The sequence below is a fragment of the Candidatus Zixiibacteriota bacterium genome (assembly GCA_034003725.1).
GTDB lineage: Bacteria > Zixibacteria > MSB-5A5 > GN15 > FEB-12 > WJMS01.
On sequence record JAVEYB010000002.1, the window covers coordinates 38,906 to 51,839 of the forward strand.

Below are 12,934 nucleotides of genomic sequence, written 5' to 3' on the forward strand. Positions count from 1 at the left end.
CGACCAACCGGTCGTGTATATTTGCAGACTCACGTTCGGGCCGGTTGTGCCCGTTGAGGATCCGGCGCTCACAGAAAGGATCATATCGTGGATGCTACCGAATTGTTGCTGAAAGAACTCACCGAAGCCAACGGCGTCTCGGGATACGAGTCGGAAGTCCGGGCGATCATGGCCCGGGAGATGAAAAAGACCGCGACCAAAATCGAGTATGATCGACTTGGGTCTATACTTGGAATCAAGAAGGGTACCGCCGATACTCCCCGCGTACTGGTGGCCGGCCATATGGACGAAATCGGGTTCATGGTCAAGGAAATCACCAGTGAGGGGTATATCAAGTTTCTTCCTCTCGGGGGCTGGTGGGGGCACGTAGCCCTCGGCCAGCGCATGAGAATCATCACCTCCAAAGGTCCGGTCCTGGGTGTGATCGGGTCAACGCCGCCGCATCTGCTGCCGATTGAAGAGCGCAAGAAAGTGCTCGAGATCAAGGATATGTTCATCGATGTGGGCGTGCAGGAGAAGTTCGACGTCAAAAAGAAGCTCGGGATAAAGCTGGGCGACCCGATTATTCCGGACAGCGGCTTCACTATTATGGGAAATTCGAAAATGTACCTGGCGAAGGCATTCGACAACCGCATGGCCTGCGCCGTGGTTCTCGACGTGCTCAAGCACTTCAAGAGCGGCAAACACCCGAACACGATTCTCGGCGCCGGCACGGTGCAGGAGGAGGTCGGCTGTCGCGGCGCGCAGACCATTGCGCATGTCGGTGATCCCGATGTCGCGATCATTGTCGATACCGGCATCGGCCAGGACATTCCGCCCGACGGTTTCAAGAAGGCGGAAAAGATGGGCGCGGGACCGGCGCTGCTGCTGTACGACGCCGGGATGATCCCGAATCTCAAGCTTCGCGACCTGGCGATCGATATAGCGGAAAAGAGCAAGATTCCGTACCACCTGACCTACATGGAACGGGGAGCGACCGACGGCGCCCGGGTGCATATGAGCCGTACCGGCGTGCCCTCGATCGTGATCGGACCGCCGGTACGCTATATCCACAGTCATAACTCGATGATGTACCGGCCCGATTATGATCATACGGTGAAGCTCGCCTGCGAGCTGATCAAGAAGCTGGATGCGAAAACGGTCAGGGGGCTCACGGAGGATTAAGACGGATGTCGCTGCAGTTCAAGAACACCCTGACGGGGAAAAAGGAAGATTTCACGCCGATCTCGCAAGGGAAGGTGCGCCTGTATACCTGCGGACCGACCGTGTACAATTTCGCCCATATCGGCAACTTCCGAACGTTCATGTTCGAGGACCTGCTGCGGCGGTACCTGAAGTACAAGGGATTTCAGGTCACGCAGGTGATGAACATTACGGATATCGATGACAAGATCATTCGAGACTCCCAGGCTCAGGGCAAGAAACTGCGAGAGTTCACCGATCCGTACACCGAGGCGTTCTTCCAGGACCTCGACACGCTGGGCATCGAGCGGGCCGAGATCTATCCGCGCGCCACGGACCATATCAGCGAAATGGTGGCCATTATCAAGACGCTGGTGGCACGCGGGATGGCTTATGAGGTGGACGGGAACTACTATTTCAAGATCTCCAGCTTCCCGGACTACGGTAAACTTGCCAAGATAGATACGGCCACGCTCAAGCCGGGCGCCCGGGTTGCAACGGACGAGTATGAGAAGGAGTCGGTCTCGGATTTCGCGCTGTGGAAGGCGTGGGACGAGAAGGACGGCGACATATACTGGGAGACGGAGATCGGCAAGGGCCGACCCGGGTGGCACCTGGAGTGCTCGGCCATGTCCATGAAGTATTTGGGCGACCGGTTTGACATTCATACCGGTGGCGTCGATAACATTTTCCCGCACCACGAGAATGAGATCGCCCAGTCGGAAGGGTGCACGGGACATCCTTTTGTCAATTACTGGCTGCATGCGGAGCATTTGATTGTCGAGGGGCGGAAGATGTCCAAGTCGCTCGGCAACTACTTCACCCTGCGCGATCTGCTGGACAAGGGCTACTCCGGCACGGCGGTGCGGTATGTCCTGGTGGCGACCCACTACCGCCAGCAACTGAATTTCACGTTTCAGGGGCTCGATGCGGCGGCGGCGGCGCTGCAGCGATACAACGATTTCATCCGGAATCTCGAGAGTCACCCCGGCGGGCAATCGGACGGGTCGGCGCCGGAAGTGTTGCGCACCGCCCGGGAGCGCTTTGAATCGGAACTGGATGACGATCTGAATATTTCCGGTGCCCTCGGCGTGGTGTTCGATTTCATCCGGGACATGAACCGACTCCGCGCGGACGGCACGCTGTCCACCGAGGATGTACGGGCGGCTCTGGAGCTTATTCGCTCGTTTGATACCGTTCTGGGTTTCGAGTTGAAGACGGAGAGTCTCGATGAAGAGATCGAGCGGTTGATTGCCCAGCGTACCGAGGCCCGCCGCACGAGAGATTTTGCGACCGCCGACAGGATTCGCGACGATCTCGTCAGCCGCGGAATCGTGCTCGAAGATACCCCGCAGGGCGTCAAGTGGAAGCGGAAAGTCTGACGGCCGCCGCGGAACCGCCTTGACATCGGCCGCTGTTTCTGGTACATAGACGAGTCGTTGAAAGCCGGCGTAACTCAGTTGGTAGAGTAGCTGATTTGTAATCAGCCTGTCGGGGGTTCGAGTCCCTTCGCCGGCTTTTTTTTCCCCCCGAACCAACGACCGGGTCGTACCGCGACCATTAATAGCCTTGAGGGTAGAAAGACTCGCCGTTATATTCCGGGGGAGATCATCATGAGCAAGCCGCGTTTCTCCAGTACTATTGCCGTCACGGGCGGGGCCGGTTTTATCGGGTCCAACCTGCTCACTTATCTGGTGGACCATCATCATGACCGGCAGTTTGTCAATCTCGACACGCTGACGTATGCCGGGAATCTGGCCAACCTGAAGTCGATCGAAGACCGCCCCAACTACCGCTTCGTGAAGCTCGACATTGCCGATTCTGGAGCGGTCGAGGCTGCGTTTGATCGATTTCAGTTCGATGGCATAATCCACCTTGCGGCGGAAACGCACGTCGATCGTTCCATTCTCGGGCCGCATCCCTTCATTCGGACAAACGTCGCGGGAACGCTCACGTTGCTCGAGGCGGTTCGACAGTCCGGTCGACGGATCAGATTTCACCACGTCTCGACCGACGAGGTGTTCGGATCGCTCGGCCCGACCGGGCTATTCCGCGAAGACAGCCCGTACCGTCCCAGCTCGCCCTATGCCGCGTCCAAGGCGTCGGCGGATCATCTCGTGCGGGCGTACCATCAAACCTTCGGTCTCGACTGTGTCATTACGAACTGCTCGAACAACTTTGGTCCGTATCAATTTCCGGAGAAGCTTGTTCCGCTCACGATTCGGAACGCCGTGGCCGGGGAGACCATTCCCGTATACGGCGACGGATTACAGGTGCGGGACTGGCTGTACGTCGCCGACCACTGCCGTGCACTTGATTTGGTCTTTCGCGAAGGGGTCACCGGCAGCACCTATCTTATCGGCGCCGATAACGAAGTGACCAACCGTGAGATCATTCAACGGGTGTGTCGGGAACTCGATCGCCGGCTTGGCGGAGGACCCCGGGAGAAACTGATGCGCACCGTGGCCGACCGCCCGGGGCACGATCGGCGGTACGCGATGGATAGCGCGAAGATCAGACAGGAGCTCGGATGGGCTCCCTCGGTCTCATTCGACGATGCGATTGCGGCGACCGTGGACTGGTATCTCACACATGCGGACTGGCTCGACGCCTGTGTGACCGGAGAATACCGGAAGTACTACGAACTCAATTACTCCAACAGACAGCAGGCACTATGACTCGGGCGGTCACACGAGGCATCATTCTGGCGGGAGGCAGCGGTACCCGGCTCTATCCGGCTACCAGCGTCGCGTGCAAGCAGCTTCTGCCCGTCTATGACAAGCCGCTTATTTATTACCCGATGGCGACTCTGATGCAGTTTGGTATCCGGGAGATGATGATCATATCGACGCCCGAAGATACCCCGCGCTTCGAGCATTTGTTCGGGGACGGCTCCCATCTCGGACTGTCGCTTCGTTACGCCGTCCAGGAGCGACCGCAGGGAATCGCTCAGGCCTTCCTGGTGGCCGAGGATTTCTGCCAGGACGCCCCCGTGGCCCTGGTTCTCGGCGATAACATCTTCTATGGCATCGAACATCTCTCTTCGACCGTTGCTTCGTTCGACGGTGGCGCGCTCATCTTTGCGTACAAGGTTCACGATCCGTCGCGTTACGGCGTCGTGACATTCGACAACGACGGTTTGCCCGTTTCCATCGTGGAGAAGCCGACAGAGTCGAAGTCTCCGTACGCGGTGACCGGCTTATATATCTATGACGCCGATGTCGTTTCGCTGGCGCGGTCGTTGAAACCGTCGCGGCGGGGAGAACTCGAGATCAGCGAATTGAACGGACTCTACCTGCAGGCGGGGCGGCTCCGGGTGGAGCGGTTGGGGCGCGGTATCGCCTGGCTTGACACGGGAACGTTCGAAAGCCTTCTCGAGGCGGGGAATTTTATCGCGACCATCGAACGCCGGCAGGGACAAAAGATCGCGTGTCTCGAGGAGATCGCGTTTCGCTGCGGTTTCATCGACCGCCGCCGCATGCAGTCGCTGATCGAACGCCTTGCCCCGACCAGCTATCGGGCCTATCTCGAAGGAGTCGTGCGGGACGCCGATGAAGGCCGGAGCTAAAATCCTGATCACCGGCGCGGGCGGTCAACTTGGTTCGGCGCTCGTTCGCGAATTGCAGGCGACGTACGCCATCACGGCCGCGAACCACGCGTCGCTGGACATTTGCGACCGGCATTCGGTCGAACGCAAGATCGAGGCATTGCGGCCGGCCGCTGTCCTGCATTGTGCGGCCTGGACCGATGTCGATGCCTGCGAGAAGGACCCGGAACGGGCGGTCGCCGTCAATACCAACGGGGCGCGGAATGTTGCCACCGTGTGCGCACGAACGGAATCGTGGATGGTTTACTTCTCAACCGACTACGTGTTTGACGGGCTCGGCGCTCGGCCGTATCGAGAAGATGATGTCGCCACGCCGGTCAATGTCTACGGTCGAAGCGAGCTGACCGGGGAAGAGGCGGTTGCGGCCGCCGGGTGCCCGTGGACGGTGATTCGCACGGCGTGGCTGTACGGGCGGCCGGGACGCAACTTCGTCCGATCTATCGTCGAGGCAGCCCGTTCGCGGATAAACAAACGGACTAGCGAGCCACTTCGGGTGGTCAGTGACCAGATCGGCAACCCGACATGGGTTGACGATCTGGCTCATCAGGTGCGGGTCATTCTTGCACACGACCTGTTGGGGCGATATCATGCGGCGGCACACGATCATTGTTCGCGATACGATCTGGCGCGTGCGGTGATTCAGGAGCTGGCTTTGCCCGTGGCGGTGGAGCCGTGCCGGAGCGCCGAAAGCGGACGACGCGCGCCACGCCCGGCCTTTTCGGCCCTCGACAATGCTGCGCTAAGAGAGGCGGGGCATGACGTAATGCGTCCGTACGCGGAGAGTATAAACAGCTTCCTGAAGCAGGAAAGAGACACGTTGTGACCACACCCGGCAGCCGAATCCCCGGCGTCATGATTCGACCGCTGGGCAAGTACACGGATCAGCGCGGCTGGTTGATCGAAATGTTTCGCCGTGACGAGCTTCCATCGGGTCTCGATCCCGCTATGGGTTACGTGTCATCGACCAGGCCCGGCGTCGCGCGAGGGCCCCACGAGCATCGCGAGCAGTCCGATATATTCTTCTTTCCGGGAAACTCGTCTTTCAGGTTGTATCTGTGGGACAACCGCATTCCGAATGGCGCTCACGAAACTATCGACCTGCCGTTGGGGCAGTACTTCTGCGTGGTCGTTCCGCCCGGCGTCGTCCACGCCTACAAAAACATCGGCAGTGTCGACGGAATCGTGATGAATTTCCCCGACCGGCTCTACGCCGGCAGGGGGCGAACCGAACCCGTGGATGAGATCCGGCATGAAGATGACCCGGACTCACCGTTCACAATTGATGACGAGGGTGTGTAACGCATGCAGGACCTGATCAGAGCACATATCAAGCGACACGTTGCCGTGGTCGAACACGTGATGAATGACATGGTAGACGACATCGCGGCGGCTGCTGAGCTCATGATAAGTACCCTGGAGGCCGGTCACACGATTCTCCTGTGCGGCAACGGCGGCTCGGCCGCTGATGCGCAGCACATTGCCGCCGAGTTGTCCGGACGGTACCTCCGCGACCGTCGGGCGCTGCCCGCGATCGCCCTGACGACCGACACGTCGGCGTTGACTGCTATCGGCAACGACTTTGGTTTTGAGAGCGTCTTTGCCCGGCAGGTGGAGGCGTTGGCGCGGGTGGACGATCTACTGATCGGGATTTCGACATCGGGCAACTCTGCGAACGTGATTGGAGCGTTTGAAGCGGCGCGCGCGGCAGGATGTCGGACGATCGCGTTGTCCGGCCGCGACGGCGGGCAGATGCGGGTGTTCGCGGAACTGAACCTGATTGTGCCGTCAAACGACACTCCGCACATCCAGGAAATGCATATCACGATAGCACACGTGTTGTGTGACCTGATCGATCGTCACTTTGCCCGATGATGAGGCCGATTCAGCCGAGTTTGGAAGGAGCAACGGTCGGGGCGGCGGACGACTCGCGTACAAATTGCTGGAACATGCAGACGTCGTCACGTTTGCGGATGTGGTCCATGTACTCAATCCCCGGCAGGTCGAGCAGCACTGTCCGGCAGCCGAATTCGATCCCCTCATAGATCGCGGTTGAGTAAACCCCCATCTGATACTCCGACTGTGCGAACAGGGCGTAGAGGTCTTCGTCAAGGCACAGACGGACATTCGGCTGTGTCACAAGTGCGGCTAAAGACGGGTATTCGCGCCAGCGGTCGTACTCGCCGGGGTGCAGCTTGTAGACAATGCGATATTTTTCAAGCGATCGACGGTGCTGATATACAAGGGCCGCGATCTTCTCCCCGATAGAACCCTGAGAGAGGACCAGAACCTGTCCCGTGTTCCTCTGAACGTGCCGGTACCTGCGACGGTTCTGCTCCATGAACGGGAAGCCGGCGTTGACGATTCGTTCTTTGGAGATCGGGAGAGGCATCATGGTAGCCCAGAAGTCGCTCCAGGCATAAAAGGTGTCCGGGAAATAGTCGAGCGGCGCATTGCGGTCGGGGAAACTATAGCCGAGATGGTAGCGGCTGAACGCGCCGTGCTGGATTTCGACCGTTTCAATGCCCAGGTCTTTGGCGGCTTTGATTAGTTCCCCCTGACCGTATGACACGACGAGGTAGATCCGCGACGGGCGTCGCTTCTCCAGCAACCGGATGTATTGCTGGTAGGTTGCCTTGAAATGACGTATTCCCCGTTCGAATCCGGGAAGCAATTCGATCGGCCGTCCGGCGTGCGCCAGAATCTCATTCTCGACCAATTGCACTAGATCACGCGCATCCGAGCCGACCTTAACGCGCATGAGCCTCTTCCGGACGGAGGCGTTGAGAATCAGGCGATCCAGATAGGATCGATCGGGAGAATCGGACTTGTCATGGCGGCCAAGATATGGGCGCTCGAGGGTGTGAAATCGAACCCCCTGATTTCTCAGTTCCTGCTGCAGGTAGTGTGTATAGATGTCAATTCGCCGCCCGTCAACCGATTTGGATCGTTCATGTTCGAACACGAGCGCATCGACGCGCTCCCGGCCGCGTAACGGGTCTTTGCGTACCGCTGCGTACAGACAGCGGGGCAGGGAGCGAAGTCGGTCCGGGGTGGACGCCGCTGTCGTGTGCGGCTGGTCCAGCACCCCGGTCTGCTGTGCGATCCGAAAGTACACCGGCATGCGCAGATACTGCCATATCTTGACGCCGCATACCTCCCAGTCGAGCAGGTCGAACCGGGATTCCAGGTCCCAGACCAGTTCGCAGATGTCTTTGACGGACGTCATCGTATCAGCCTTCATCCAATGCCGGCCGAGGGGAGAACCACGGCATGCTGTAGATCCGATTGGCGTACCACCAGGTGCCGATAGACATGATGCCGTAGGCGATGAGCGACGCCTGCGCAGCACCGACCGCGCCATTAATTGATATGAGAAGATACGTCAGCCCGATGTTGGCTACCGCCGCCACCGCGGTATTGATGGCCAGAAAGGACGTGCGGCCTTCGTGGATCAGATACAGCAGCATGCATTGGTAAATGCCGCGCACGGCGAATCCGAGCGCAATCCACAGCACAACCGACAGCCCCGAGGAGAATTCCGCATCGACCATGATGTCGAACGCAAGGTGCGACGCCGCGGTGATCGCCAGCGCCGCCGCTATCATCGCGGCTACGAACCCATACGTGTACCGTACGATTCGACCCCGATCGATCCGCAAGGGGTCTTTGATTGCCCTGAAGAACCACGGCGACCAGGATTTCATGAACGCGTCGCCGAACAGCATCGTAATCATTCCGAACTGGTATCCGACCGCATAAATGCCGACCGCTTCCTTGCCGAGCATGCGGTCGATAAACAGGCGGTCGGTGAAGCCGACCACCACGATACCTAGCATGTGAGGAACCAGGGGAAGTGAGACTTTCAGTATCTCGCGAATGGAAACGGAAGAGACCGACGGCAAAAGCAGCCGTCGGCGGCGCATATGGACCAAACTGATGAGACCGATGATGACAGAGGCCGTCAGGATGCCCGTGGCCCGGCCTTCCCATCCCATGCCGTATGCAATGATAAGCGTCAGTGAAACGGTGACATTGAGAATGGTGCTGCCGATCTCGTACGTGCCGTAGGCGAGGGGACGCCGTTCCTGGATAAGCAGGACGAGGTTACATTTATTGACCATGTTTACCAGCGAGATCAGCGGCAACACCGTTATCCATCCGGCCGGAAGTCCGAACACGTTACCGGTGAAAAGCACCACCGCCGCGAGCAGTATGGTCGCCACCGTAAAGGAGCCGAACAGCACCAGCAGGATGTTGGCGATGTAGGCCGCCAGATCTTCCCTCGAGAGATGAAAGTACTTGCGGAGAATGTTCTGGCTGATATTCAGGTCAACCACGGGGTTTAGAAAGGTCAGCAGAACCTGGAAGATGGCGACCGTGCCGTATTCGGCCGGCGAGAGGTAGCGCGTCAGAACGGGCAGCAGCAAAAACGGAATCGCCTTGTTGACGATACTGCTGCCAAAATACACTGCGGACGATTTCAGCATGTCTGCGACCTGCACTTATCCGTGAATCGATTCGAGCGTCGCGCCGGATTGCACGATTTCCCGAATTTGCGGAAACGAGTTCACACGCCAGTCTGCTCCCGTTCGAGTTCCAAGATAGTTGTTAAACTCGATCGTGCAAATGCCCAGTCGGTTGGCGCCCTCTATTTCGTCGGCGTCGTGACCGACAAAGACAGCCTCGGTCACGTGGCAGCCGACGGTTTCGAGCGCGATGCGATAGATCGCAGGATCCGGTTTGCGGCAGCCGGTATCATGCGACGTGACGACGCTCTCAATCAGGGGGTTCAGGTCGAACCGGGAAAGAATTTCCGCGCGCACCCGCTCGCCCGTCAACTCGTTGTCCGAGACCACCACGTTCGCAATCCCGTCCCGCTTGAGGCGATGTAACGTCTCGCGTACGCCCGGGTACAACTCGCGTATCGCTTCAAAGCGCCGCTTTTCCTGATAGGACTCCTCGATAAATGTCTCCGGGTCCTTCATGCCGGTCGAATAAACAAAGCTGCGGAAGGCAGAATCGTATGTATCGGACCCCTCGTAGACCGGCTGGAGTGCGCGTTCATAGCTCCAGTAGAAGTTTGCAAAGCTGCCGGTAACGTGTCCCAGTTCGGTGAGACGATGATACATCCACTGTCTCCAGTGGTGGGCCTCGAAGAAGATGTCGCCGAGGTCGTATAAGACGGCGCGGATCATGACCACTACTCGAACATGTCGACGGTCAACAGCGACTGCTCGGGAATACGACAGCGGGCCCGTCGGCCGATCAGGGCGGAACGCTGATGCCAGCCGAGACCGGTGCCGGGGGAGAGCATGGTCAAATCGTCCGAACTGAGCACATCTCCAATCTCGAGCCCTCGCTTGATCGCCAGCGACCGGCGGAGCTTGGTCATGGTGCCGCGAACCGCTTCATGGACCCGGATTTCACCGCTGCCCAGCGCCAGTTCGGCGTTGCGGATATCGCGCACCATGCGCCACACACCGTCCATCTCGAGTGATCCCGCGTGGTCGGAGCCTTTCATTGCCCGGCTGAGGGTGACGTGCTTTTCTATAATTGTCGCGCCAAGTCCCACGGCGAGGACCGGGACCATTATCCCGATCGAGTGATCCGAATAGCCGATTTCGCAGCGGTCGCCGTACCGTTGCCTGAGGGTCTCGATCGTCCGCAGGTCGATATTCCGGTACTGCGCCGGGTATTCCGATATGCAGTGGAGCAGAGCGATGTTTGAATGGTGACGGCTGATAATCCCGATCGCTTCGTCGATCTCATCCGGACCGGACATGCCGGTCGACAGAATCACCGGTATCAGGGTCTCGGCGATACGTTCGAGCAGCGGGATATTGGTCAGATCGCGCGAGGCGACCTTTATCCGGTCTATTCGTACATGGTCGAGAAGTCGCAGGGTGCGGGGTGAGCAGAGGGTGACGACGAAGTCCAGTCCCTTGTCCCGGGCGTACCGTTCCAGTTCGGGGTACTGCTCGTAGTCGAATTCAAGTTTCGCGCGGTGTTCGCCGTATGTCGCTCCGAACGAATGTGGGCTGTCGTAGGGGCGGGCGGCCTCGTCCCGGCTCAACTCTTCGCTCAAGTCCCGCTTGGTGAACTTGACGGCATTAATGCCGGGGAGCATGCAATGCGTGAATCCGTCGTAAATCGGCATGGCGATCATATCGATCAGCTTCTTGGCCAGATCGATACTCCCGTTGTGATTCTGGCCGATTTCACCGATTATATAAGTCTGTGGGGTCACGTGCGTATCCTCTTTGCGTTGGTTGCGATTCCGGTGGCCATCGTGCCCACGATAGCCGCATCGGCGAGCGCGAGATCGCAAACGTCTCTATACGTGAAATGGGGATCTCCCAGTCTGTTCAGCAGCGTTTTCACCGTGGCGAGGTCCTCGGGCGTGTCGACCGTGAACCGGAGCTCCTCGTGCGGCAGATCGGACGGCATCCTGAGGTAAGCTGACTGAAACTCGGAGCCGGTGTAGAAGACGGGCGTGACGTGCTCGCGCTGGGCGGCCGTGTGAATGTGTGTCACCGCGTCGAGCAGCGCCTGCGTGCGAATGAACTCCACGAAGAATCCCCAGTGCGTGAGTACTGCCGGTCGGCCGTCCGGACTTCTGTATGACACATAGTCCGGCGCCGCCGTCCGGGCCAGCGACTGGATATACTCCGCCAGGGAATCGATAAACAACGGCTCCAGAAACGGATTGTCCGCGCACACCCGGACGACATAGTCCGGTCCCGGCTGCAGCCCTTCGGCGAAAGATCGAAAGCGCTCGTACACGTTGTGCTCGTAGCCGCGCGCCACCGCAATGGTGCGCTCGCGAAGGAACGCGACGAGCGCATCGTCGCTCGCAGCCGATGTCGTGAGGACAGTCAGCTCGGATTTGCGTCCGGTTCCGGACTGCCTCACACGCCGGATCACCTGTTCGATCAGCGAGGTTTCGTTGTCCACGAGCTCCATCACTTTGCCCGGGAACCGGGTGGACCCGAGTCGCGCCTGAATCAGGAAGTGAAAGGTGATCATGACAACACCCTGAATCCCGAATCGACGAGTTTGCGAACCCGGTTGACGGTCCGCACTGAGCGCGGGAAGGCCTCCGCGACCGTATCGCGAAGTTCACGATACACCACGTGGTGGTCGGTTTTTCGCGATGCCCCCGCGAAGGCGACCACGCCGATCGTGGAGAGCACCGTCGAGAGCAGCGCGATTGCGACCAGGCTCAACAGTCGACGCGGGCCGGATTTCTCGGTGGGGAGCGACGGTTCATCGAGAACGCGCACAATCGGCACATCCTTCATCGCTTCAAACTGCGCCATCTGGTAGTTTTCCTGCAGGATCTGATAGGCAGCCAGATGCGCGTTGACCGAACGCTGCAGCCGGGACAATTCGTACATGATGTCGGGATTGCTGGTCACCGCCCAGTCACGATTGACGTTCCGGAAGTCGCGCAGGGAATCCTCGGCGGCCTGCAGCAGTGCCTGCGTACTCGAGAGCTGCCCGGCCAGATACGTGGCATTCTCACGCGCCGCCGACGCCCGTTTCTCGCGATTGTACCGTTCGAGATTGTCGACATAGGCCGTGACTATCTGCTGAGAAAGCGTGGGGTATATCGTTTCTACCGAGACCCTGATTTGGCCGGTCCGGGAATCTGTCGATACTTCCGTGATTCCCGCCAGTTTCTCGCGCAGACGGTCAGGGTTCGTCTCGCCGAAATAGGTTGCCAGTGTGAGTGAGGGATCGCTGTCGCACTCCGGCACCTCGTACGATCGATCCAGCACGGCGTCGCGCACAAGCTGGGAACTGAGGATGTTGGGAAACAAAAAGGAAGAATTATCACCGGTCGGCATGATGCCGCCGCCCAGCCCAACCAACGACCGCAGCGAAGCCAGTCCTTCGGTCTGACCCGAGGGGAGGATCGTGGCGTATGACGTGTATCGATTCGGAGTAGTGAAAAGCCAGAGGGCTGCCAGCGCGACGATAGAACATACGAAAACGACGATCGTGCGCCGACGCCGAATGACGTCCTGCAGGAGCAGCAGAAGGTCGATATTATCGGTTGGCTCGCCAATCGTTTCGGATGATTCGCCCAATGATCTTCTCACGTGCAGTTTGCCGTCCATTGTATTCCTTCAGGTAAATCAC

The 12,934-nt window shown here is 59.0% G+C and carries 13 protein-coding genes and 1 tRNA gene; 8 read left to right on the top strand and 6 right to left on the bottom strand.

Annotated elements, in window-relative coordinates; translation table 11 throughout:
- Positions 1–87: 87 nt before the first annotated feature.
- The 8 genes from RBT76_03255 to gmhA all read left to right on the top strand — a co-directional run bounded on the left by RBT76_03255 (position 88) and on the right by gmhA (position 6,661).
- Positions 88–1,164 carry a M42 family metallopeptidase gene (locus RBT76_03255; protein ID MDX9856788.1) on the top strand — a complete coding sequence of 359 codons (1,077 nt, stop codon included), beginning with the start codon at positions 88–90 and terminating at the stop codon, positions 1,162–1,164.
- A gap of 5 nt (positions 1,165–1,169) precedes the next feature.
- Positions 1,170–2,564, top strand: coding sequence for a cysteine--tRNA ligase (gene cysS, locus RBT76_03260; GenBank protein ID MDX9856789.1), 1,395 nt, complete (start codon positions 1,170–1,172; stop codon positions 2,562–2,564).
- Between the two features lie 63 nt (positions 2,565–2,627).
- Positions 2,628–2,700, top strand: a tRNA-Thr gene (locus RBT76_03265).
- A gap of 95 nt (positions 2,701–2,795) precedes the next feature.
- Positions 2,796–3,860: a dTDP-glucose 4,6-dehydratase gene (gene rfbB, locus RBT76_03270; GenBank protein ID MDX9856790.1), complete on the top strand. Its 1,065-nt coding sequence runs from the start codon at positions 2,796–2,798 to the stop codon at positions 3,858–3,860.
- Entirely contained in the window at positions 3,857–4,750 is an 894-nt protein-coding gene (rfbA, locus tag RBT76_03275; GenBank protein MDX9856791.1) for a glucose-1-phosphate thymidylyltransferase RfbA, read from the top strand. Before rfbB ends, rfbA begins: the two co-directional genes overlap by 4 nt.
- Positions 4,734–5,612 (top strand): dTDP-4-dehydrorhamnose reductase, encoded by an 879-nt coding sequence (rfbD, locus tag RBT76_03280; GenBank protein MDX9856792.1) that lies wholly within the window; start codon positions 4,734–4,736, stop codon positions 5,610–5,612. The genes rfbA and rfbD overlap by 17 nt, the downstream gene beginning before the upstream one ends.
- 29 nt (positions 5,613–5,641) lie before the next feature.
- Positions 5,642–6,088: a dTDP-4-dehydrorhamnose 3,5-epimerase gene (locus tag RBT76_03285; protein MDX9856793.1), complete on the top strand. Its 447-nt coding sequence runs from the start codon at positions 5,642–5,644 to the stop codon at positions 6,086–6,088.
- 3 nt (positions 6,089–6,091) lie between these two features.
- Positions 6,092–6,661, top strand: a complete 570-nt coding sequence (gmhA, locus tag RBT76_03290) for a D-sedoheptulose 7-phosphate isomerase (protein ID MDX9856794.1) — start codon at positions 6,092–6,094, stop codon at positions 6,659–6,661.
- A 10-nt stretch (positions 6,662–6,671) separates the two neighbouring features.
- On the opposite strand, the gene RBT76_03295 is transcribed toward gmhA, so the two are convergent.
- Genes RBT76_03295 through RBT76_03320 form a run of 6 tightly spaced genes read right to left on the bottom strand, consistent with a single transcriptional unit; the run spans position 6,672 to position 12,912 of the window.
- Positions 6,672–8,015 (bottom strand): hypothetical protein, encoded by a 1,344-nt coding sequence (locus tag RBT76_03295; protein ID MDX9856795.1) that lies wholly within the window; start codon positions 8,013–8,015, stop codon positions 6,672–6,674.
- 4 nt (positions 8,016–8,019) lie between these two features.
- A complete protein-coding gene (locus tag RBT76_03300; GenBank protein ID MDX9856796.1) occupies positions 8,020–9,276 on the bottom strand; it encodes an oligosaccharide flippase family protein in 1,257 nt (418 codons plus the stop codon).
- Between the two features lie 15 nt (positions 9,277–9,291).
- Complete coding sequence (locus RBT76_03305; GenBank protein MDX9856797.1) at positions 9,292–9,984, bottom strand: HAD-IA family hydrolase; 693 nt, start codon at positions 9,982–9,984, stop codon at positions 9,292–9,294.
- A gap of 5 nt (positions 9,985–9,989) precedes the next feature.
- A complete protein-coding gene (locus tag RBT76_03310) occupies positions 9,990–11,036 on the bottom strand; it encodes an N-acetylneuraminate synthase family protein (protein ID MDX9856798.1) in 1,047 nt (348 codons plus the stop codon).
- Positions 11,033–11,815, bottom strand: coding sequence for a hypothetical protein (locus RBT76_03315; GenBank protein MDX9856799.1), 783 nt, complete (start codon positions 11,813–11,815; stop codon positions 11,033–11,035). Before RBT76_03315 ends, RBT76_03310 begins: the two co-directional genes overlap by 4 nt.
- Complete coding sequence (locus tag RBT76_03320) at positions 11,812–12,912, bottom strand: Wzz/FepE/Etk N-terminal domain-containing protein (protein ID MDX9856800.1); 1,101 nt, start codon at positions 12,910–12,912, stop codon at positions 11,812–11,814. Before RBT76_03320 ends, RBT76_03315 begins: the two co-directional genes overlap by 4 nt.
- Positions 12,913–12,934: the final 22 nt, after the last annotated feature.